This window comes from Acinetobacter entericus, from assembly GCF_026168575.1.
GTDB classification, from domain to species: domain Bacteria; phylum Pseudomonadota; class Gammaproteobacteria; order Pseudomonadales; family Moraxellaceae; genus Acinetobacter; species Acinetobacter bouvetii.
Map to the genome: position 1 here is coordinate 1 of NZ_JAPEQW010000012.1, position 22,832 is coordinate 22,832.

General features: G+C 43.0%; 16 protein-coding genes and 2 pseudogenes. 5 read left to right on the forward strand and 13 right to left on the reverse strand.

What is annotated here, in order from left to right; all coding sequences use genetic code 11:
* Positions 1 to 135 precede the first annotated feature (135 nt).
* Positions 136 to 279: a hypothetical protein gene (locus tag OKC24_RS10630; protein WP_228257613.1), complete on the reverse strand. Its 144-nt coding sequence runs from the start codon at positions 277 to 279 to the stop codon at positions 136 to 138.
* 237 nt (positions 280 to 516) lie between these two features.
* Between OKC24_RS10630 and OKC24_RS10635 the strand changes: the two genes are divergently transcribed.
* Positions 517 to 1,215, forward strand: a complete 699-nt coding sequence (locus tag OKC24_RS10635) for a DUF1826 domain-containing protein (protein WP_130147005.1) — start codon at positions 517 to 519, stop codon at positions 1,213 to 1,215.
* Positions 1,216 to 1,368: 153 nt separating this feature from the next.
* Here OKC24_RS10635 and OKC24_RS10640 read toward each other — a convergent pair whose 3' ends face one another.
* From OKC24_RS10640 to OKC24_RS10655, 4 genes and pseudogenes are all read right to left on the reverse strand, one after another.
* On the reverse strand, positions 1,369 to 2,481 hold the full coding sequence (locus OKC24_RS10640; protein WP_130147003.1) for an ABC transporter permease: 1,113 nt from the start codon (positions 2,479 to 2,481) through the stop codon (positions 1,369 to 1,371).
* Between the two features lie 6 nt (positions 2,482 to 2,487).
* Positions 2,488 to 3,615, reverse strand: coding sequence for an ABC transporter permease (locus OKC24_RS10645; protein WP_130147001.1), 1,128 nt, complete (start codon positions 3,613 to 3,615; stop codon positions 2,488 to 2,490).
* Position 3,616: 1 nt separating this feature from the next.
* The gene (locus tag OKC24_RS10650) at positions 3,617 to 5,392 is read right to left on the reverse strand and encodes an ATP-binding cassette domain-containing protein (RefSeq protein WP_265465047.1); all 1,776 of its coding nucleotides are present in this window, start codon (positions 5,390 to 5,392) and stop codon (positions 3,617 to 3,619) included.
* A gap of 6 nt (positions 5,393 to 5,398) precedes the next feature.
* A pseudogene (locus OKC24_RS10655) lies at positions 5,399 to 6,404 on the reverse strand (HlyD family secretion protein).
* Between the two features lie 115 nt (positions 6,405 to 6,519).
* Here OKC24_RS10655 and OKC24_RS10660 point away from each other — a divergent pair.
* Positions 6,520 to 7,152: a TetR/AcrR family transcriptional regulator gene (locus tag OKC24_RS10660; RefSeq protein WP_265465048.1), complete on the forward strand. Its 633-nt coding sequence runs from the start codon at positions 6,520 to 6,522 to the stop codon at positions 7,150 to 7,152.
* 80 nt (positions 7,153 to 7,232) lie between these two features.
* Here the strand turns inward: OKC24_RS10660 and OKC24_RS10665 are convergent, their stop codons facing one another.
* The 5 genes from OKC24_RS10665 to OKC24_RS10685 form a co-directional block, all read right to left on the reverse strand.
* Positions 7,233 to 9,434: an OsmC domain/YcaO domain-containing protein gene (locus OKC24_RS10665; protein WP_131275693.1), complete on the reverse strand. Its 2,202-nt coding sequence runs from the start codon at positions 9,432 to 9,434 to the stop codon at positions 7,233 to 7,235.
* A 377-nt stretch (positions 9,435 to 9,811) separates the two neighbouring features.
* Positions 9,812 to 11,980, reverse strand: a complete 2,169-nt coding sequence (gene plsB, locus OKC24_RS10670; RefSeq protein ID WP_130146991.1) for a glycerol-3-phosphate 1-O-acyltransferase PlsB — start codon at positions 11,978 to 11,980, stop codon at positions 9,812 to 9,814.
* A 191-nt stretch (positions 11,981 to 12,171) separates the two neighbouring features.
* Positions 12,172 to 13,059: a DMT family transporter gene (locus tag OKC24_RS10675; protein ID WP_130146989.1), complete on the reverse strand. Its 888-nt coding sequence runs from the start codon at positions 13,057 to 13,059 to the stop codon at positions 12,172 to 12,174.
* A gap of 217 nt (positions 13,060 to 13,276) precedes the next feature.
* Entirely contained in the window at positions 13,277 to 14,905 is a 1,629-nt protein-coding gene (locus OKC24_RS10680; protein WP_131275692.1) for a long-chain-fatty-acid--CoA ligase, read from the reverse strand.
* Positions 14,906 to 15,245: 340 nt separating this feature from the next.
* Positions 15,246 to 15,419, reverse strand: coding sequence for a hypothetical protein (locus OKC24_RS10685; RefSeq protein WP_165381183.1), 174 nt, complete (start codon positions 15,417 to 15,419; stop codon positions 15,246 to 15,248).
* Positions 15,420 to 15,609: 190 nt separating this feature from the next.
* On the opposite strand from OKC24_RS10685, the pseudogene OKC24_RS10690 reads away from it, so the two are divergent.
* A pseudogene (locus tag OKC24_RS10690) lies at positions 15,610 to 17,033 on the forward strand (aminotransferase-like domain-containing protein).
* Positions 17,034 to 17,154: 121 nt separating this feature from the next.
* Here the strand turns inward: OKC24_RS10690 and OKC24_RS10695 are convergent.
* The 3 genes from OKC24_RS10695 to OKC24_RS10705 all read right to left on the reverse strand — a co-directional run bounded on the left by OKC24_RS10695 (position 17,155) and on the right by OKC24_RS10705 (position 21,273).
* On the reverse strand, positions 17,155 to 18,462 hold the full coding sequence (locus tag OKC24_RS10695) for a DcaP family trimeric outer membrane transporter (protein ID WP_131275691.1): 1,308 nt from the start codon (positions 18,460 to 18,462) through the stop codon (positions 17,155 to 17,157).
* A 129-nt stretch (positions 18,463 to 18,591) separates the two neighbouring features.
* Complete coding sequence (locus OKC24_RS10700) at positions 18,592 to 19,965, reverse strand: MFS transporter (protein WP_131275690.1); 1,374 nt, start codon at positions 19,963 to 19,965, stop codon at positions 18,592 to 18,594.
* Between the two features lie 384 nt (positions 19,966 to 20,349).
* On the reverse strand, positions 20,350 to 21,273 hold the full coding sequence (locus OKC24_RS10705) for a LysR family transcriptional regulator (protein WP_131275689.1): 924 nt from the start codon (positions 21,271 to 21,273) through the stop codon (positions 20,350 to 20,352).
* 113 nt (positions 21,274 to 21,386) lie between these two features.
* On the opposite strand from OKC24_RS10705, the gene OKC24_RS10710 reads away from it, so the two are divergent.
* Positions 21,387 to 22,496, forward strand: coding sequence for a muconate/chloromuconate family cycloisomerase (locus tag OKC24_RS10710; RefSeq protein ID WP_130146979.1), 1,110 nt, complete (start codon positions 21,387 to 21,389; stop codon positions 22,494 to 22,496).
* A 26-nt stretch (positions 22,497 to 22,522) separates the two neighbouring features.
* Positions 22,523 to 22,813, forward strand: coding sequence for a muconolactone Delta-isomerase (gene catC, locus OKC24_RS10715; protein ID WP_130146977.1), 291 nt, complete (start codon positions 22,523 to 22,525; stop codon positions 22,811 to 22,813).
* Positions 22,814 to 22,832: the final 19 nt, after the last annotated feature.

A 22,832-nucleotide genomic window follows, 5' to 3' on the forward strand; every position in this document is an offset into this window, starting at 1 on the left:
ATATATAAATTAAAGGCTTAATTATACCATTTCGTATAATGTATATTATGTTAAATAGTATATCCAAGACTGTGGCCTGCGCAACCTCAGTTGTTGCCACAGCTCAGCATCGTGAATCTGCAAAAATGCATAGCATTAACCATTAATAAATAAAACTGGAGCATTGTGGTTCTGCTGATAGGCAAATGGCGCAATATCCAAAACGGCTAAATGCGCAATGCGGTCAGGATCAAAACTGGCGGTCGTATTTCTAAGCCCTTCTTCGAGTTGAATATTCATATTAGGTATTGAGCATTTAGAAAGATTCGAGGGATTCGCCTCATTTCTATAAAGCTGATGTTATGATTGGTTATAGTTTTTANGCGGTCAGGATCAAAACTGGCGGTCGTATTTCTAAGCCCTTCTTCGAGTTGAATATTCATATTAGGTATTGAGCATTTAGAAAGATTCGAGGGATTCGCCTCATTTCTATAAAGCTGATGTTATGATTGGTTATAGTTTTTATTTAGCTTATATATGAAGCATCATTTTTCTAACAGCAGTCAAATCAGTACCGTTTTTAACTTTTCTGAACTTATCAACTTGCATTTTCACGGCGAGGTTAATGCGGTTTGCTGGCATCGGAATTTGATTGGAGATTTTAAAGAAATTGTAACTAAGCTTCATTTAATTGAAAACATTACAGAAGTTTCTACGCAAGATCTTTTAGCATTACAGCTTACAGAACAAGGCAATTTAGCAAGGGACATCATCCTAAATGATATGCAGCTATTGGCCGATTGTGGCGCTTCGCCTTCCCTGAATTTGCTCAAAAACTATGAACGTGATGATGAGTTAGATTTTTTTTCGACTGATGTCTATTCATTTCATGTAGATCGTTCACCTATCGAAACCGATACTTTTTTATGTACTTATCATGGTGCCGCAAGTGATCTTGTATCTAATGATCAAGTCGAACAAAAGATTTTGATTCCAGAAATTCGTGAAAAGCTTAAACAGCTGCATGATGGCCCAGAAGCTGAATTTGAAAACTTTTTAGAAGAATATTTCTTTGATTTACATTATCAACTCAAACCCAATGCACAACCGGTAAATTTCGGCTTAGGACATCTTTGGCGGCTCGCAGTCGATCATCCAACTCAGAAAGTTTTACCCTGTGTGCATAGAGCGCCTATTGAAACTGATGGTGAATATCGGCTTCTCTTGATTTGCTAAAGATCTCTTCAACATCTCGTGGAAAAGTCGAGCGCACTAAAACTAGCAAACTGCCCTGCAGGTTTCATCCGACCACAGCTTTTATTGCAGTATGAAGTGGTCAGAAATACTATCTAAAACACGCCTATAACTCTGATTGGGAAATACTTTTGGTCAAGAGAGTCTGTTTCTAAACAGCCATGCAGCTAGAGGCAAGGTCAGTACGGCTAAAACAAACGGGACAAAATTCCACTTTACTTGGCCTAATGTCGCACCTTCTAAATACACCCGCTGAATTAAATCTAAGCCAAATCTTAACGGGTTTGCATAGGTTGCAATTTCCAAGAAATGTGGCATGTTTTGTACAGGCGTCAGCAAGCCTGACAGCAGCATCATCGGCATTATCAGAAAAAAAGTATACAGCATTGCTTGCTGCATATTTAAAGACACGGCGGAAATAGACAGGCCAACGCCCACAACTGCAATATTGAAACAAACTAGACCAAAATACAGTAAACCCAAGGAACCATTCATAGGAATTTGGAACCAAAATAAAATGATCAGCAAGATAATAGTCGATTGCATCAAGCCAACAAATATCGGTGGCAAAGCCTTGCCAATCATAATGTGCAATGGCGTATACGGCGTGACTAAAAGCTGATCAAAAGTGCCCTGTTCTCTTTCTCGTGCGACAGATAACGCGGATAACAGCAAGGTCTGCATCATGCTTAAAGCAGCAATCAATGAAGGCATTAAACTCCAGCGCGATTCTGAATTAGGGTTGTACCAAACGCGGGTTTGAATATTTACATTCGACACTGCGCCTTCCCGCTCTTGATTCACCCCTGCAACTACACTGTTGATATATGCGCCTGCCATGCTGGCTGTTGAAGAGTTACGACCATCTAAAATGACTTGAATCGCGGAACTTTGACCTTGGTTCAGCTTATTTTCAAAATCGCTTGGAATGGTAATCACCGCTAAAGCCTGACGCTCATCAATAACCTGCTGAATCTGATCATTGTTGTATAAAGTCGCTGTACGCTTAAAAATTCCAGAACCATCCAAATGCTGCAGTAATTGCGCAGAAGCTTGCCCATGGCTTTGATCCAGCACGGCATAATCCACCTGATTGACGTCATAACTGGCCGCATAACCAAACAATAAGGCCTGAATTAGCGCAGGTGCAAATAAAATCGTCCGATTGGCCGGGTCACTAAAAATAGCCAAAAACTCTTTTCTGACCAGCACCATCAGATAATTCAGCCATGCAGAAAAAGAACCCATATTGAATTACCTCAAACGCTTTTTCAGTGAAATACACGATGCTGTGGTCAGCACTACAATATAAATTATTAAAATGCCGCATTCTTTAAGCCACAAGCGCCAATCATCGCCACCTAAAAATAAGGTTTTAATGAGGGTCATGAAATGTGTTGCAGGTAAAATTTGACTAATGACCTGTATCACTACAGGTAAATTGCGGGTATCAAATACAAATCCAGATAGCATCATCGCTGGCATAAAACTGGCCAATAAAGCCATTTGGCTGGCCTGGAACTGACTGGATGAAAATCCTGAAATAGTTAAACCCAATAGCAGCGATACCATCAGATAGAGAAAAGATGCACTGACAATAGAAAGCAGAGAACCGCGTATAGGTACATCAAAAATGAGTGATGCTGCCAATAAGCACACTACAATATCAATCATGCCAATCACAATATACGGCGTTAATTTTGCCAATACTAACTCTAAAGGCCGAACAGGAGTCACAAATAAGGCTTCCAGCGTACCGCGTTCACGTTCTCGAGCAATCAACAGCCCTGTCAGAAAAGCTCCAACAAGAGTTAATATTAAAACAATTAAACCTGGGACTAAAAACCAAGTACTGTTTGCCGACTCGTTAAACCACATCCGCTGTTCAACGGTAATGATTCCAGCAGCGCTTTCTGCATTGCTTCGGTCTGCCTGAATAGCCTGCGCTGTGGCAAAAGCGCCTGAAATATAGCCTTGCAAAGCAGACGCAATACTGGTGGAACGGCCATTGGTAATAATTTGAATACTGGCATTGCCATTTTCACGCTGTTCCGCAAAATCGGAAGGCACATTGACAATCGCGTCAATTTCATCCCGCCCCATTGCTTCTTTGGCCTCATGAAAATTGGTAAACGGCGTAGCGGATAAATAAGTGCTGCCATTTAAGCCTGAAATGAGCTGATCGCTTTGCGGCGTGCTGTGCTGTACAACCACGCCAACTCGGCCATTCGTCAAATCAAATGACAAACCATAGCCAAACAATAAAATCAGGATAATTGGCAAAATTAAACCAATTGCCATGCTGCTTTTATCGCGCAACAATTGATTGCTTTCCTTGCCGATTAGAGCCACTAAACGGCGGACAAAAGCATTAAAATTCATATCAGTGCCTCCGTGCCTGTTCAACAATAGCAATAAAGGCGCTGTTCATGTCATGCGCTTGCTCTAGGCCAGCCTGCAGACGGACTTGTTTAGGCGTACCTAATGCTAAAACTTTGCCTGCATCTTGTATCGCGATGCGGTCACAGTATTCTGCTTCTTCCATAAAATGCGTGGTGATAATAATCGTGATGCCTTGATTGGCAAGTTCACCGATGGTGTACCAAAATGCACGCCGCGCCAGCGGGTCAATTCCGCTGGTAGGTTCATCTAAAAAAACAATTTCAGGCTGATGCAATAAAGCCGCGGCCATCGATAACCGCTGTTTAAAGCCATTGGGCAAATCGCCGCTTTTGGCATGAGGATTGAGTTCAAATTGGTGCAGGGCTTTTTCTATTTGCAAAGCAAGATTTTTACCGCTGAGCCCATAAGCGCCTCCAAAAAATTTAAGGTTATCCAGTACCGTTAAATTGCTATACAACGCAAACTTTTGCGATACATAGCCAATTTTACGCCGCGCTTCAGCACGCGCATAACGGAGGTTCACCCCTGCAACTTCTAAAGTGCCAGAACTGGCAGGCAATAAACCGCACAGCATGCGAAAAGTCGTGGTTTTACCTGCACCATTAGGCCCCAGCAAACCAAAAATTTCCCCGCGCTGTACGTCAAATGAAGTGCTGGCAACAGCGGTAAAATCACCAAATTGACGGACTAAATTCTTGACTGCAATAGCAGGCTGCAGATTTTTCTCATCTTCTCTAGGCATTGCTTGAATCAAACGATGATCACTGCTGTCTGAGATATTGGATTCATTGCTTTTTTTATTCTGCGCTTGATGCAAAAGCAGCATAAATGCATCTTCAAGTTCTGGCTTACGCGCTTCAACCTGTGTCTGTGCAGGCAAATGTTCTGGCGCCAATTGCGGGTATTGCGCTGTAGTGATAAAACGCACAACATCGCCCTTAGGCACTGCATCTGTAATATATGCCGGCAGGTCTAATAAGTGTGACTGCAAGAGTCGGGCTTTCATGTCCTTTGGCGGCTTCGCTTGCCATGTCAGCCCACGCACCTGTTCACTTAAAGCTTCCGGATTGCCTTGGGTTAAAATTTGCCCTTCGTACATGACATAGACTTCCGCGCAGCGTTCCGCTTCATCCATATACGCAGTACTGATAATGACGCTAAGATTTTCCTCTGCCACCAATTGCTGAATAATCTGCCACAAATCCCGCCGTGATAATGGATCAACCCCGACACTGGGTTCATCCAGCAGCAATAATTCAGGGGAACGCACCAAAGTGCACGCTAAGCCTAGTTTTTGTTTCATGCCGCCAGACAGCTTCCCTGCCGGGCGCGCTGTAAATCGGGTTAGATCGGTAATGGCCAATAACCGTGCGAACCGCTCTTTCCGCTCCTTTTGCGGCACGCCATGCAAATCTGCATATAAATTCAAATTTTCTTGGATACTCAGGTCTTCATATAAGCCAAAGCGCTGCGGCATATAGCTAATACGATCTTGTATCTGCTGCGGGTGCTTAGCGACATCTATACCCAACACTTCAAGTGAACCGGCACTCGGCTGATACAAACCTGCAATTAAGCGCAAAAAAGTGGTTTTACCTGCACCGTCAGGCCCAACCAAGGCTGTCAACTGCCCTGCTTTGATGGCAATATTAAAATCTTGAAGCGCACAGATATCGGGACTTTTTTTTACAGCCGCAGGAAAAATTTGGCGTAAATGCTTTGCGACCACAACATAGGTTTCCTGAGCATCTATCATGCGCGTTTACTCTGAATGCGTTCTGGCAATTTTAACGGTTACAGGCTGCCCCATTTTCAATGGTATCTTGCGGGTCATTCACATGTACACGAACTTCATACACCAGCGTGGTGCGGATATCTTCAGTCTGTACTGTTTTTGGCGTAAATTCCGCAACTGAAGAGATATAGCCAATTTTTCCATCAATCGGGTGATTTGGCTGTGAATCACGAATGACTTGCGCTGCAGCGCCCATTTGAATTGCATTGAGGTCTTTTTCATTGGCATAAACACGCACCCATTTCGGGTTTGTTAATGCCAATGTATAAACCGGTTTTTGCGCTGTAGTCATATCGCCAGCCTCTTGCAGGCGAGCGCGTACTACGGCATTGACTGGCGCAGTTAAAACACTTTGCTGAATTTTATAACGGATCAAATCTAAATTGGCTTTAGAGGCATCAAACTGCGCTTTAGCCGCTTCACGGTCTTCAGAACGCGCCCCATTTTTTAATAAAGCCAGATTGGCCGTTTTCTCTTTGACAGAAGCAGCAGCCGTTGCCTGATTGCTTTGAGCATAATCCAGTTCCTGCTTGCTGATGGCCTGACCCGCAGTGTCATGAAACAAAACCTGTAAGCGCTTTAAGTCTTTTTCAGCTTTATCAAATTGCGCTTTCGCAGAAGCCAATTGCGCTTCTGCTTGTGCAAGCTGTTCTGGCCTTGTCCCAGCATCTTGTTCAATCACCGTCTGTTGCTGCACTTTAAGCTGGGCCTCGGCTTGCTGCAGCTGAATATTCAGGGCATCAGTGTTCAGTTTCGCAAGCACATCCCCTTTTTGAATATGATCGCCTTCCTGCGCATTCATTTGCTGAATGCGGCCGCTTTGCTCAAAAGCTAAAGACACTTGCCGAATATCCACATTTCCAAACAGGGTCAGGGCTTGGTCTGATTTTTGATCTTTATTGAAATACCAAACGGCAGCAGCAATAACGATCAGTAAAACTGCAATGATGGCAGCAATTCCCCCCTTTTTCATAAGCCCCCCAAAACGATCTGTCGTGATTCTTAGTTTAAATTAGATTTAAACTATCATAGAAATAGCAAAAAAATATATACTCCAATGTATGAAATGAAATTAGCTTGATTGAAATATGCATCGCTTAAGGCGCAGTGACGGTGATGTCACTAAAAAGAAAATTCTGCAAAGCGCAGCTGAATTAATTGCACAGCATGGTTTTGCCATGACCAGCAATAAAGCAATTGCTGAAGCGGCAGATGTGGATTTAGCCTCCATCAACTATCACTTTAAGGGACGAGACGGCTTATACCAAGCGATCTTAACGGAAGCCCATCGGCAATATTTTGATGAACAGGATTTAATCGATTTAGTGGCTTCGAATCTTTCTCCCGAAGACAAGCTTGGGATGTTCTTTGAAAAATTAGTTGTGAAATTGCTATCTGGCAATACATGGTATAGCCAAGTGCTGATGCGTGAGCTGCTGGCGTCTTCTGCACAGCTGAATCAGTTTATTGAACAGGATGGCGCACGCAAATTTGTATTGGTGCGCCAAATGATCAGTGACGCTTCAGGCCTTCCTGTTGACCATCCTCAGCTTTTACCTTGCATATTAAGCGTCTTGGCGCCATGTTTTATGCTGATTTTGGCAGGTTCTAACCCTTCCAGCCGATTGCACAGTGTTTCCAATATGGATGCACATGATTTAGCCATGCATTTAAAAGCCTTTTCGCTCGCGGGTTTAAAAGCCATACGCGGCCAAGCTTAGCAATAATATGCCTTAAGGCGTTATGCATCAAAAAAGGCCTTAGAATCTATCTAAAGCCTTTTTTGAAAACAGGACCGTGATCAATTCAGAGCGGCAGCTTTTGCACGCGCAGCATGCAGTTTTTTATAGCTGTCAATTAAGCGTAAATGGCGGTCTAAGCCTTCAAGCTTCATACTGGTTTCAGTCAGACCATAAAACCGGATGCTGCCGTCCATAGAACCAATCACCGCATCCATGCGTTCATCACCGAACATTCGGCGGAAGTTGATTTCATAATCATTCAAATCCAGATCATCATCCAGTTCTACTTCCAGAACGACATTCAAGCATTGATAGAATAATCCGCGTTCAACCGTATTGGTATTGTATTGCAGGAAGGTTTCAACCAATTCTTTTGCTTCTTCAAACTCTTGCAAAGCAAGGTAAATCAGCAGCTTAAGTTCAAGAATTGTCAGCTGCCCCCACACTGTATTATCATCAAATTCGATGCCGATTAATGTGACAATATCCGTATAGTCATCGGCTTCAACGTCTTCTAAACGCTCAACCAGCATTTCCAGCTGCTCTTCATCTAGACGGTGAATATTTAAGATGTCTTCACGGAAAGCCAGCGCTTTATTGGTATTGTCCAAAATTAAATCTTCTACCAAATAAATTTCTGAATAATCAGGCACCAATATACGGCAAGCAGTCGCACCTAAATGCTGGTAAACCGCCATATAAACTTCTTTACCCATCTCTTCAAGAATGTCAAACATGGCTTGGGCTTCTTCAGCATTGGCATTTTCACCTTGGCTGGTGAAATCCCATTCGACAAAGTCATAATCAGGTTTTGCGCTGAAAAACTTCCAAGAAACCAAACCGCTAGAGTCAATAAAATGCTCTACAAAGTTGTTCGGCTCTGTGACCGCATTGCTGCTGAAGGTCGGTTTAGGCAAATCATTTAAGCCTTCAAAACTGCGGCCCTGCAGCAATTCAGTTAAGCTGCGCTCTAAAGCCACTTCCAATTTAGGATGCGCGCCAAATGAGGCAAAAACACCGCCAGTACGCGGGTTCATTAAGGTCACGCACATGACGGGAAATTGACCGCCCAAAGACGCATCTTTCACCAGCACTGGAAAGCCTTGTTCTTCTAAACCTTTAATCCCCTCAACAATGCCTGGATATTTGGCCAAGACATCTGCTGGAACATCTGGCAGCGCAATTTCACCTTCCAAAATTTCACGTTTTACGGCGCGCTCAAAAATTTCAGATAGGCACTGCACTTGCGCTTCAGCTAAGGTATTGCCTGCGCTCATGCCATTGCTCAGGTACAAGTTTTCAATCAAGTTTGATGGAAAATATACCGTTTCACCATCTGAATGGCGGACAAAAGGCAGAGAACAGATACCGCGCGCAGTATTGCCTGAATTGGTGTCGTATAAGTGTGTGCCTAGAAGTTCATTTTCAGGGTCATAAATTCCACGCGTATAGCCATCCAAAATTTCTTTAGGAAGCTCGCCATTGGGGCCTGGCTGAAACCATTTTTCATCTGGGTAATGCACAAATTCTGCATTGGCAATGTCTTCACCCCAAAACTGATCGTTATAGAAAAAGTTGCAGTTTAAGCGTTCAATGAACTCGCCCAATGCAGACGCTAAGGCGCTTTCTTTCGTTGAACCCTTGCCATTGGTAAAGCACATTGGCGACTGCGCATCGCGGATATGCAGGGACCAAACATTCGGCACGATATTGCGCCATGACGCAATTTCAATTTTCATGCCTAAATTTGCCAAAATACCTGACATATTGGCAATGGTTTCTTCCAAAGGCAGATCTTTTCCGGGAATAAATGTACTGCTTTCTGACGCTGAGTTCGGCATCAGCAACGCTTGCGCATCCGCATCAATACTTTCTACTTCTTCAATGATAAATTCAGGGCCAGTTTGAATAACTTTTTTCACTGTGCAGCGGTCAATTGAACGCAGAATGCCCTGACGGTCTTTTTCAGAAATATCTGCTGGCAGTTCCACCTGAATTTTAAAAATCTGCTTATAGCGGTTTTCAGGGTCAACAATGTTGTTTTGTGATAGCCGGATATTTTCTGTCGGAATGCTGCGCGCTGCGCAATACACTTTCACAAAATACGCGGCGCAAAGCGCTGATGATGCTAAGAAATAGTCAAATGGGCCAGGCGCTGAGCCATCACCTTTATAGCGGATCGGCTGATCGGCGATTACCGTGAAGTCATCAAACTTCGCTTCTTGTCGAAGGTTGTCGAGATAATTGACTTTGATTTCCATGCAGGCACCTAAATGTTTTTATGCGTTTGCGTATGGCGCATAAAACTTAAAATTTGTATCAATCAGCTGAATCGCGGAGCAAAAATTGACTGAAAAACTAAAAAATGACAAGAATCCGAATGCGTTTGAAAGTTTCTCAACTGCCCAAACGCCAATTCTTTAAAGATGGGCCGTATTATAAAGAGATTTAATGCATTTGATAACTTTTGTCTGGCTTTCCTGAATATTTAATAGAAACAGCATAAAGAACAAGCAGCTATTCAGAGCCATTGCAGCAATATTTTCTGAAGCCTGTATGAACGAAAAAAGCCAAACCGTTTTCACGGTCTGGCTTTTTTTAGAGATCTTGAATAAATCATGATGTTCCTCTGCTGAATTTAGTCTTTTTGCAGATTCAGTTCATATAAGTGCGCAAATGCTGACAGAAATCTTAAAGAATCATCCGCATCATTAATTTGTATGCGCTGCTCTTGAAGGTCAATCAAACGCTCTGACTCAAAATACTCAAGGACATTATTGATTTGCGCCAATAATTCAGCTTCAGTCCATTTTAGGAAAAACTGCTTTTTGACTTCGGGATAAGCTTGAATGATTTGCCCAGATAAATCATCAACAGTAAGGTTTTGGCTATTTTCTGACTGCGCTTTCAGAATATGCGCCGTAAGAGCAGCTAAAATGAAGGTATGCAAAATGTTGTTGCTGAAATATTTCAGCAGCGCGTCTTGCTTGTCGCAAACTTTTACCCAGCGCTCGTTATCATGCTCAACAAACTCTATCTGTTTTAATTGAACTGCATACTGAATAATTTCCTGATTCGACAGCTCGGTAATTTGCATCCGCTCATCATAGCGGTTCTGTTTTAAATAATTACGGAACTGTTCCAAGCGCAGCAGCACATCGCGTTCAGCCAGAGTATGCATTGGCGCATTCAGCAGTACCAATGAAATTAGACTTACCGGATTAATCACCACAGCTTTATTGATATTTTCTAAAATATCTTCAGCAATTGCATTTACGGCGCTTTTAACAGTATCCGGCAGTTCTTCCTCTAAAGTGACATGTTCAGGCGCCTGGTTCTGCTGCAGCAGATCATCTAAATAGACCGGTTCGCCAAAATTCACATGCACTTTACCAAACACTTTTTCAATCTTCTGAATCGACTTCAGCAAGCCGAATAAGGATTCGGCCTGCTTTTTCTGCCCGCCTAATTCTTTAATATAGGTTGAACCTTCCAGCAGTTTTTCATAACCAAAATAGGTCGGAATAAACACAATGGGCTTGCTGTCGCCGCGCAAATGGCTTTGGATGGTCATCGCCAGCATGCCTTTTTTAGCCGGCAATAATAAGCCCGTACGTGAACGGCCGCCTTCAATAAAGTATTCCAGCGGCGTATTGCGGCTCAGCAAGCTATGCACATATTCCTTAAATACCGCCGTATACAGCGCATTGCCGCTAAAACTTCTGCGGATGAAATACGCGCCGGCGCCGCGCATAATCTGCCCAACAATTGGCATATTCAAGTTAATGCCAGCTGCAATATGCGGCACCATTAACCCGCGTTTATGAATCACGAAGGACAATAGCAGATAGTCAATATGGCTGCGGTGGCACGGCGCATACACCAGTTCATAATCTTTGGACAGTTCACGCACCATATCAAAATTGTGCACCTCAATCCCGTCATACAGCTGTGTCCAAAGCTTGGTTAAGGCAATATCAGCAAAGCGGATGGTTGAATATGAATAGTCCGAAACAATTTCATCTAAATATTTTTTTGCTAAGCTTTCTGCTTGGCTGACACTGATTTTTTTATGAATGCTTTCCGTTAAAATGGCTTCTTTGACCGCATCTGTCATCATCAGTTTATTAATAACATTGCGGCGATCTGATAAATCGGGCCCTAAGATTGCCTCTTTATATTGATTGAACAGCGTATTCAGCTCAGTCACAACATAATGCGCAGGTGAAAAGTTCGGGCTGACTTCCAAGGCTTTTTGAATCAGACCACGCAACGATACCGGCTGATGAAATTCAATATAGTTTTCACGACCATACAGTGTGATATTTAAAGCCTGCTTAATGCCTGTCGGCTTTGTCCATGCATCAGCCATTAACGCTTTATACCAGCTGTCCTCATTTTCAGGCGAACGCCCCCATAAAACAGTGACAGGCACAAGCAGCACATCATTTTCAGGATGTTTCAGCAAATATTCTACTAAGCGGATCAGCTTGTCTGGATAGAAGGAAGACGCATTTTTCTTGCTGGCTTCCAAAGTTAAAAAAGAATCATCCTCTTGATACTCGCCTAAGCTCAATGGCGCGAAAGCCGAAGATAATTGACGCTTTTCCGTTTCATTATCAATGAGCACTTTATTTGAGGTTGAGTCGTCCTGAATGACATAGCAGACAGGAAACTGTTCAGGATTATCAATGTTAATTTTATTTTCTAAAACTTGCGTATCGCCCAAAACTTGCGGACTGACAATTTTATCTAAAACTTTCTTTGTGAATTTTCTATAAAAATTTTGATAAGGATTCGTTGCCATGCGGTACTCAGCAGTTCTTCTATAAAAGTATATTCTGTGGGAAATAATACATCTACTCAGCACAAAAATGGAGATAAATTATTTATCTCTCTTGTATTTTCATCATTTGAAGCAGTTTTTGCCTTTTTGGCCCTGGGTACTCCATTGGTGCGCTTCAAGAAAATAGCGGCTAAATGCACTATTTGCCCTGCTTATGCCCAAATCACCATAATGGCGGCAATGACCACTAAACACAGTCCCCAATGATCGCTGCGGGCCAGCTTTTCTTTAAAAAAATACGCCGAAATTAATAAACTGAACAGAACTTCAATCTGCCCTAATGTTTTGACAATCGCAACCGATTGCATGCTCATGGCGCTAAACCAGCCCAAGGATGCCATAAAGCTGCAGACACTGACTTTAAAGGTTAAACCTATCCGCTGCCACATGGCTTTAAGTGTTTTCCGGCTGAATATGATCAAATAAAGCAGCAGGCTGATGCATTGGAAACCAATGACACACAGCAGCACCCAAGCCGCCCGGTGTAAAAAGGGTAAAGCGCTTAATTCAAGGCTGGCTTCCCGAACCAAAAGGGATGTAATGGCAAAACTTAAACCGCTGCCAACACCAATCATTAAGGTGGATAAAGACAGCTTTTGCTGCTGATGCCCTTTACTGAGTAAAAAAACCGCTGCGCCGCCAATCACCACCCCGGCCCAGCCAAGCAAGCTTAAATGCTCCTGCAAAAGCATGACGCCAATTAATGCCGCTAAAATGGCTTCACTTTTTGCAAGCCCCACTCCAACGGCATAATTCTTTTGCTTAAAGAGCATCACCATCAAGATGGTGGCTAAAATTTGACTGCATCCCGCAATCAAAATATACACCCAAAACATGGCTGTAAAACTGGCATGCAGCTGAATAGGATGCGATTGGTACAGCCAGAAGATATACAAAACAGCGAAAGGAAAACCAAATAAAAACCGTGCAAGCGTCACGCCATACACATCGACCGTTGCGCTTAATTGCTTTTGAAAAGCATTACGCCATGACTGCATAAAAGCGGCCATCAAAGTAAATAGAATCCAGCTGGAAAACATGTCGTAACTAAACTGCAGAGAGTTGAAGCAAGAAGCCTTAATCTACTCTGTTTAAGCAGCAATTACGAGAAAACCGCCACGATTAACCCATTGAACTTTTTTTATGTTTCTATGAAAGATTTTTATATGCATGATGACTCCGCCTTCTTTTAAACAAAAGCCCAATCCGTTTAGATTGGGCTTTTGCAGATGCGTCATTTAATTCTCGCCAGATAAATCAGCTGTTCAGCAGCACGTTTCCATATTGTTCACGCAAATCTTTTTTCAGCATTTTTCCTGTGCCGCTTAAAGGAATGCTGTCCACAAAAATGACTTTATCTGGAATTTGCCATTTCGCCACTTTATCTGCGTAGTAACCTAAAATTTCTATTTCAGATAAATCAGCATCTGGTTTTTTAATAGCAATCAGTACTGGACGTTCATCCCATTTAGGATGTACCGCCGCAATCACCGCGGCCATGGCAATTTTAGGATGGCCCATCGCCATATTTTCCAGTTCGACTGAAGAAATCCATTCGCCGCCGGATTTAATTAAATCTTTGGAACGGTCACTGATTTTCAAATAGCCATCTTCATTTAAAGTAGCAATATCGCCAGTATCAAACCAGCCGTCCGCGGTTAAGGTCGATTCGGCTTTACCGAAGTAATTATGGATAATCCAATGCCCTTTAATTTGAAGATTGCCTGAGGTCTTTCCATCGCGCTCAATCTCATGTGTGCTTTTTTCTTCATCCGTAATACGCAGGTCTACACCAAATGGCGGACGGCCTTGCGATAATCGAATTTGCAGCTTTTCTTCATCGCTTAAATGCTGATGCTTCGCTTTAAACTGGCAAGACGTGCCCAAAGGACTGGTTTCAGTCATGCCCCATGCATGAATGGTTTCACAATCAAATTGCTCTTTAAACACTTTCATCATGGCTGGCGGGCAAGCAGATCCCCCGACAACATTGCGCTTCAGGCTTTCCAGCTTGGTTCCCGACTGCTGGGCGGCATTAATCAGCCCTTGCCAAATGGTTGGAACACCTAAAGCGACAGAAACCTTATAGGTATCAATCATATTTGCCAAGCTCGCACCGTCTAATCCCGGCCCTGGCAACACCATGGTGCATCCCACCATTGCTGCGGCATATGGCGTCCCCCATGCATTGACATGAAACATAGGCACAACAGGCAGCATAATATCGCGTGCAGAGATATTCAGTGAATCCGGCATGCAAATAGCATAGCTATGCAAAACTGTAGAACGGTGGCTATACAGCACGCCTTTAGGGTTGCCTGTTGTACCGGATGTATAACATAAAGAGCTTGCCGTCAGCTCATCAAATTCAGGCCATGCAAATTGTTCGGAGTGCTGCGCAATCAGATCATCATAAAATTGAACATCAGGCACCTGTTCCGTAACGGCAGCATCAGGCGCATCCAGGCAAATAAAGTGCTCTACGCTTTTCAGCATGGGTTTCACTGCTTTAATCAGCGGTAAAAAGGTTTTATCAAATAAAATGACTTTGTCATTTGCATCATTAATGATAAACACCAGCTGCTCTGGAAATAACCTTGGGTTAATGGTGTGGCAGACCATGCCGCTGCCTGAAATGGCATACCAAGATTCTAAATGGCGATGATTATTCCATGCAATTGTGGCAATGCGGTCGCCCAGCTTTGCGCCTAAGCTGTTTAAAGCATTCGCAAAGCGTTTAGAATTATTCCGGACTTTACCCCAATTGGTTTCTGTGATGCTTAAATCAGTATTTTTAGAAATAATCACAGTATCTGAGTGATAGCGCCCCGCATGCTCAATCATGCTGCTGATCAATAAAGGCTGAAACATCATATTGCCAAGCATCCTATACTCCTTATGCTTTTATCGATTTTTATGCCAAAACGGCTTCTCTGCCGTAATTTTTATAAGCTCATTAAACTTATGCGATGTATAAATCCTGCATACATCAAGCCTGTCCAAATGTTTTAACCTAGAAATCCAGCTTTGACTACTGTTTTCTTTAGACTGCAAAATTCGTTTTTTAGACAATTCTTTGGCGAAAGATAAAACGAAGAGATACTTAAATTATGATTATTCTGAACAAATAAAAAAGCCATTCAGCAGCAGGCTGGATGGCTTTTAAGATGCTTTGATTCATATTTTAAACTGATTTCAATACCTATCATAAACTCAGTACGGTGTTTTAACCCATATTAATTTTATCTGCATTAATAGCAACAATGACCCCAATGCAAAACAGACCTGCATAGATTGAAAACCATATAATCATGTTTTTAAAGGCTTTATCAGAAAGACCGCTATCAGCGTACTGCGGCGCTTTTCTTGCCTGCTCGTCGTTTTTCATCGAATCTTTCATCACAATCACCTATTTGCTGTTTATGCGCTATGTACATTATGAAAAAGATATAGATATCTGTGTAGACACAGAAATAGACTGAAAAAATATAACAGATAGGTTCTCTGCATAAGAAACTGTTATAAATGTACTACTGCTTATGATGTAATGAATCAATATATAAATACAGTTGTATGCAAACGGTCAAGCAATGTATAAGTCTGAGATGCTGGCGCAGCATTTTTGCGCCAAATTATTGAAAATGGTGTCTGGCAAGCGCATGAGACGCTGCCTTCTTTGCGGGAGCAGACACTGTTGTCTGGACTCAGCCTGATTACCGTATTAAATGCCTATCAGTCTTTGGAAGTGCAGGGACTGGTTTATGCTAAAAATAAATCCGGATTTTATGTTGCTCCACGGCAGTTCAATGCTGCTGAAACAGCTTTAAAAGATAAAAACCCAGAAGTCCGCTTTAAAAAGAGTATTCAGATTAACTCAGCGGTGTTTCATTATTTAAAGTCGATACAAGCTGCAGAAATTGAGCCTTTAGGTTCTGCATTTCCCAGTTCAGAACTGCTTTATAATCAGAAATTCATGCAACTGCTGGCACAGCATGCAAAACGCAAAAGCAGTTATTTAAACGGCGACAGTATGCCGCCCGGCAACTTGTCGCTGCGGAAATTGATTGCCAGCCGCTATGTTCTGCAGGGTTTGTCATGCACTGCAGATGACATTGTCATTACATCTGGGGCTTTAGATGCCTTAAATTTATCTTTGCAGGCATGAACATAGGCCGGTGATTTTATTCTTTTACAGCAAAGTGTCTTTTATGGCGCATGGCAAGCCGCTGAACGCTTGGGGCTGCATGTCATCACCATACCAGAGCATCCTGTGCATGGCTTTGATTTGGCATCTTTTGAACAAGCGCTTAAGCAGTATCCAATTAAAGTCTGCTGGCTGATGCTGAATATCCATAATCCGATAGGCTTTACGGTCAGCAATCCAATTAAACAGCGGATAGCGGAACTGCTGCATGAGTACCGAGTCTATTTGATTGAAGATGATGTCTATGCAGAACTGAATTATGATCATCAAAAACCGCTGCCGATGAGCTATTTTGATCAGCATCGGCGGGTGCTGCATTGCTCTTCTTTTTCAAAGACTTTAGGCATGGGGACACGTATTGGCTGGGTGCATGCAGGGCAATTTTCAGATGCTATTCAGCATTTGCAGCTGATGAGCACTTTATCCGCCAGCCTCTTGATCCAAAACGCCTTAGTGGATTTTCTGTCTTTACACCATTATGAAAAGCATTTGAGGCAGCTGCGCGGGCAATTAGAAAAATCCAAGAAGAAATATTACCAATATTTAAAACAGAATTTGCCGGCTGGATGCAGTGTGGATTATTACCCCAGCGGTTATTTCCTGTGGATTTCGCTGCCTGAAACGATCGACAGTTTCGTCATTTATACAGAACTGCTCAGCTTCAATATTGGCATTGCTCCTAGCCTGCTGTTTATGCCGAAAAATGCCAGACAAAATTTTCTGCGGTTAAACTGCTCTTATGTGTGGAGTGAATCAATAGAACAAGCTATGCAGCAGATCTGCCAAAGCATACGACATCAAAGCGCTTAATGAATACAGACATCCTTGCTGAATATTATGGAGCTTAGAACAATTTTTTAAAGCTAAAAGCCTAAGTACATCATGCAATGTCTCAGGCTTTTATTTCACTTAGCTTGAAGCAAGGAAAGTCTTAGAAATTATACATCGCCACGGCATTTATACGGTTGTCTTCACCTTTTGTGCTGCCATTCGGCGCTGCGCCAAAGGCTTCACGCTCACCATAAACATATTCAAGCCCTAGGCTGATCGGTTTGGCTGGGCTATAAAACACATTGGCCCATGCTTGCCACAGCGCTTTATTGATTTTTGTTTTATCTGCAAATGCATTGATATAGTCATCATTGTTATCTGCCTTCATGTAACCATAGCCCAAAGTGCCGCGCCACTGCGGATTAAACTGCTGCGTAATGCCAAGTGTAATCGAATCAAATTCATTGCTGGCGATAATGTCCTTATTGGCATTGGTTACAAAACCTTGGTTGCTCCAAGACACAAAGCTGCTGTCACCTTTCACATGATAATAATCGGCTTTTAAGAAGGTTTGACCTGTTAAGTCTAATTTGGCACCAAGTCCTACGCCCCACGCAGTTTCAGAATCTGCATCGGTTTTCTTTTCTGTACCCATCGCGCGCGCGCTCACCATCAGAGTATCACTGAATTTATGATTCAAACGCGCAGTTAAAGCGGGCAAGCGCATATTCGAGCTGTCGTCTTTAGAATCTTCTGCAGCGATGACCAAATTGGTTGCAGGGTCAAATTTATAGCTATAGCGTACTTGCGGTGTGCGTTTCACGGCGCCGCCGACATAGCCCAGGGCATCAATGGTTTCCGGCATGTAGTCTGGCACGGCGAAGTTCGACCATGTCTGACCCACCAGCCAATCACCATAGGTCAAATATGCATGGCGGATGCGCAAGCTATCATTTGCGCCTAAAAAGTCGACTTCAATTTTTCCGCCGACATCTCCAGCCTGCGTTGCAGTTTTAAAATCGAAGCCCAAACGCGTAGCGGCCAGAGACGCTTTTAAGCGGTCTGAACTTTCACCGCTGCCTTCCAGCGGAACCGTATTAATTTGGTTGTATAAACGCGCTGCACTGCCGCCTTCAGCCTGATATAGCGCATCTGCACGCACATTGCCATATATGCTGAATTCTGCGCCGCCTTTAGTTTTCAGGCTTAAACCTTGCGCTTTAACAACAGGTGCCGGCGATGGCGCTACAATGGTTTCAGACTTAGCTTTTACTTCTGCCAAATGGTTGCTTAATGAGTTCTGCTGCTGCGCATATTGCTGCATCATGGCTTTCAGCGCTTTAACTTCTGCACGCAGCTGTTCCACTTCGGCTTCCGTTGCAGGCGCTGCATGCGTCACAACAGGCAATGCAATTACACATGCCAATGTTAAAGGTTTGAGCATAAAGTTTAAAAATTGAGTGTTCATCCTGACCTCTTTGGGGCAAAGCCCATTCCTTTTTACAATGTTTTGACACAGTGATCCTTGAACCCTTATGCATGCGCATAAGGGCTTAGGATGTTGTTTTAAAAATTAAGAAGATTGATTTATGGATTATTAATTTGCAGCGCTTTTAATCACAGGGCTTTTCACTGGTGCAGCCTGCTGCTCTTTTGATCCTTCTACAGACGCTTTTAAATTGACCAAGAAGACCGCCAAGGCAGCGATAGCGCCTGGAATGGCAATTGCCAGAAAGTTCATTTGATGCGGCAATTCAAGCGTCAGCAATGCGCCAGTCAACACGGGACCGACAATAGCGCCAATACGGCCTATGCCTGATGCCCAGCCCATGCCTGTAGAACGGACGGCTGCAGGATAAAATTGCGCGACAAAGGTATAAAGCAAAATTTGTGAACCAATCGTTGCTGCGCCAGCAACCGCGATTAAGGCATACAGGACAGCTTGCGGACTGTTAAAGCCGAGCATAATCAGTGCCAATGCGCCCACGGTAAACATAATGCTCAAAACAGGCTTTAAATGAAATTTATCTGCCAATACGCCGCCGCCAATTGCGCCCACCATGCCGCCAATGTTCAATGCAAATAAGAACAGCATGCTTGCGCCAAGCGAATATCCAGCCTGAATCATCAGTTTTGGCAGCCAGCTGCCTAGCGCATAGACCATCAATAGGCACATGAAGAATGCAATCCAGAACATGACTGTACTGAAGGTACGCCCTTGCTGAAATAAAGCTTTTAATGGCGCTTCATCACCTGCTGACGGCTCATTCAAGCTGAATTCAGCAACTGCTGAAACAGGCTGTTCAGGTGAGATTTTTTGTACGATGCTGCGGACTTTTTCTGTATCTCCTTTTTGGGTCAAAAACATCAAAGATTCAGGCAAAAATTTCCAAATCAGCGGCAAAGCAATGAATGGAATACCCGCAATATAAAACATGATTTTCCAGCCATAATCCGCCACCAGCCAAGCGCCAAGCAATGCTGAAGTCATGCCGCCAATAGCATAGCCGCTGAACATCAGCGCAACCAATGTGCTGCGGATGCGTTTCGGCGCGTATTCTGTCATTAAGGCTACGACGTTAGGCATCACGCCGCCGATGCCTAAACCGGCAAGGAAGCGCAAAATGCCGAATTCGATAGGATTGGTGGCAAATGCGCCTAAAAAAGTAAAGCCGCTAAAAATAGCTACGCAAATCATAATGGTTTTTTTACGGCCCAATTTATCTGACAATGTGCCAAAGGACATTGCGCCAAACATCATGCCGAAAAGCGCAGTACTGGCCAGCATGCCGGCCTGAACGGCAGAGAGCGCCCACTCCTGCATCAGCAGCGGCAAGGCCACGCCATAAATAACAAGATCATAACCGTCAAAAATGATAATTATGAGGCACCAAATTAAAACGCCCCAATGGAAAGGTGTAAATTTTGCTTCATCAATAACTGAATTGATATTTATCTGTTGAGTATTCACTGCTCGCCTCCTGCTTGCGATGTTCCTTGTTAGCGCAAACAATGAAGCAAAGGTTTTTTTATGTCCAAAACCGATTAGCTCTACATTTATACCTTTTTAGTCGGATTAAAAAATTATTTAAAATAAAACAGTGTGTTATTTCTAGTTTATTTAAAAATTGATTTGTCATAATGATGAGAATATTACCGATTTCATGCCTATACTGTTGTGAATAGCCCATAAAAAAGCGAATTTAAGACTTTAATCTTAAATTCGCCATTTGCTTATTTATATTATATTTTTCACGTTTTATCTGAGACAGAAAATCTTTTTATCCGGGCATTTTTCATTTCTTAGTACGGTATATTTTCTGCGCCATGTCCAGCCGCGGTGAATGCATTTTCATTAGATTACAGCACGGTCATATTGTATCGCTTCCAGATCATAAACTTGATAGATGCAGTCAAATAATGACCGGATATGATCACTCTCATCCATACAGCGGATAGCCAGAAAAATAGGGCTTTTAGCGGAGTCGTCTAAAACTGGAATATAATGCAAATGCGGAAACTGAATCGTTTTTGCACTTTCAGGCACAATACAAATCCCCTCACCCGCTGCCACAAGGCCCAGCGCCAGCTGGATTTCTCTCACTTCTTTTAGGTTTTTAGGGTCTAATCCATGTTCAGAAAATAGATGCCGAACCTGTGTTGAAAAATTAGGTTTTGGATGGCTAGGATATAAGAAATGATTTTCATCAACGATATCAGCTAAATACACTCCTTCTTGTTGTTTTTTTTGCTGAGCCAAGGGATGACTTGCATGAACAGCAACCATAAGCGGTTCTTCACGTAAAAGAACCCGGCGAACAGCTGGATCAGATATGCGAAGCCGCCCAAAACCAACATCTATGCGCCCTTCTTTCAAAGCGATAATTTGGTCTTTTGTACTCATTTCAATCAATTCAATTTTTAAATATGGATGCTGCTGGCGGAACAAATAAACAATTTTAGGCAGCAGTCCATATAAAAGTGAACCGACAAAACCCATGGTAACGGTTTTCTCTACCAAACCAATGCGCTGTGTCATGGCTTTAATTTCTTCGGCATTAGACAAAAGTTTAACGGCATGCTGATAGAAAAAATAACCTGCTTCTGTGGTCTTTAAAGGGCGGCTGCCGCGTTCAAAAAGTTGAGTGCCCAGTTCTGCTTCAAGATTCTGTATCTGGCGGCTTAAAGGCGGCTGGGCGATAAAAAGCTTTTCTGCCGCTTTAGTAAAACTTTGCTCTTCTACGACAGCTACGTAATAGCGAAGGTGCCTGAGTTCCATATATTCATACCTTTAGGATATATAAAAATGCAAATTTGATCTTAGACAGTCAAATATTATTCTTTTAAGGTATATCACATCAGGTACACAACGCAAGGTTGCGAAGAGCCAAGATGTATAAATCCATTGAAACATTGCTTGTCGAAATTCCAACCATCCGTCCGCACAAGATGGCTGTTGCGACAATGCAAACGCAAACATTAGTTCTGGTTAAGGTCACAACAGACGATGGATTTATCGGTTGGGGTGAAGCAACCACAATTGGCGGTTTAGGCTATGGGGAAGAAAGCCCGGAAAGCATTAAAACCAATATTGAAACTTATTTTGCGCCATTGATGAAAACCCTGCCAGGTTTAAATGTTGCGAAAACCATGCAAATGATTAAACGCAATATTAACGGCAACCGCTTTGCAAAATGCGCGATTCAAACTGCATTGCTAGATATTCAGGCACAGCGTCTTGGCTTACCGCTGAGTGAACTGCTGGGTGGCCGTTTACGGGACAGCATCCCAGTGCTTTGGGTTTTGGCTTCTGGCAATACTGAAAAAGACATTGCTGAAGCGCAGAAAATGATTGAAGCAAAGCGCCATAACATTTTCAAACTAAAAATTGGCTCCCGCGCTGTCGAAGCAGATATTGAACATGTTTTAACGATTAAAAAAGCGTTAGGTTCAGATATTTCAATTCGTGTCGATGTCAACCGCGCCTGGTCAGAACTTGAAGCCGTTAAAGGCATTCAGTTACTGCAAGACGGCGGTGTTGACCTGATTGAACAGCCTTGCGCCATTGACAATATTGACGCCATGGAACGCCTCACTCGCAGATTTGAGATTGCCATCATGGCGGATGAATCGCTGATGGGTCCGCACAGTGCTTATCACTTGGCAAAACGTAATGCATCTTCTGTCTTTGCAGTCAAAGTTGCACAGTCTGGCGGCTTAACTGAAGGGTGTGAAGTAGCCAAAATTGCTAAATTGGCAGGGATAGATCTATACGGCGGCACCATGCTGGAAGGGCCTGTGGGTACTATTGCTTCAGCGCACGCTTTCTCTACCTTTGAAAATTTAGCCTACGGCACAGAGTTATTTGGCCCGCTGCTGCTCACCGAAGATATTTTAAAAACACCACTTCAATACCAGAACTTTGAACTGACTGTTCCGAAAACAGCAGGTTTAGGTATTGAACTGGATGAAGACAAAATTGACTGCTTGCGCCGCAAGTAAATCCAAGAGTTAATAAGGAGTTTCACATGCTTTTTCAAGTACGTATGAACGTGAATATTCCACTGGATATGCCAGCGGAAACAGCCAATGAGATTAAGTCAGTCGAAAAAGCCTATTCACAGGAATTACAGCGCCAAGGCAAATGGCGCCATATCTGGCGTATTACAGGCCAGTACTCAAACATCAGTATTTTTGATGTCGAGAGCAATGAAGAGCTGCACAATATTTTGCAAGGACTTCCATTATACCCCTACATGAATATTGAAGTGATGGCGCTAAACCGCCACCCATCCTCAATACGTGATGATGACAGTTGATTTGAAATACTGAATGTCT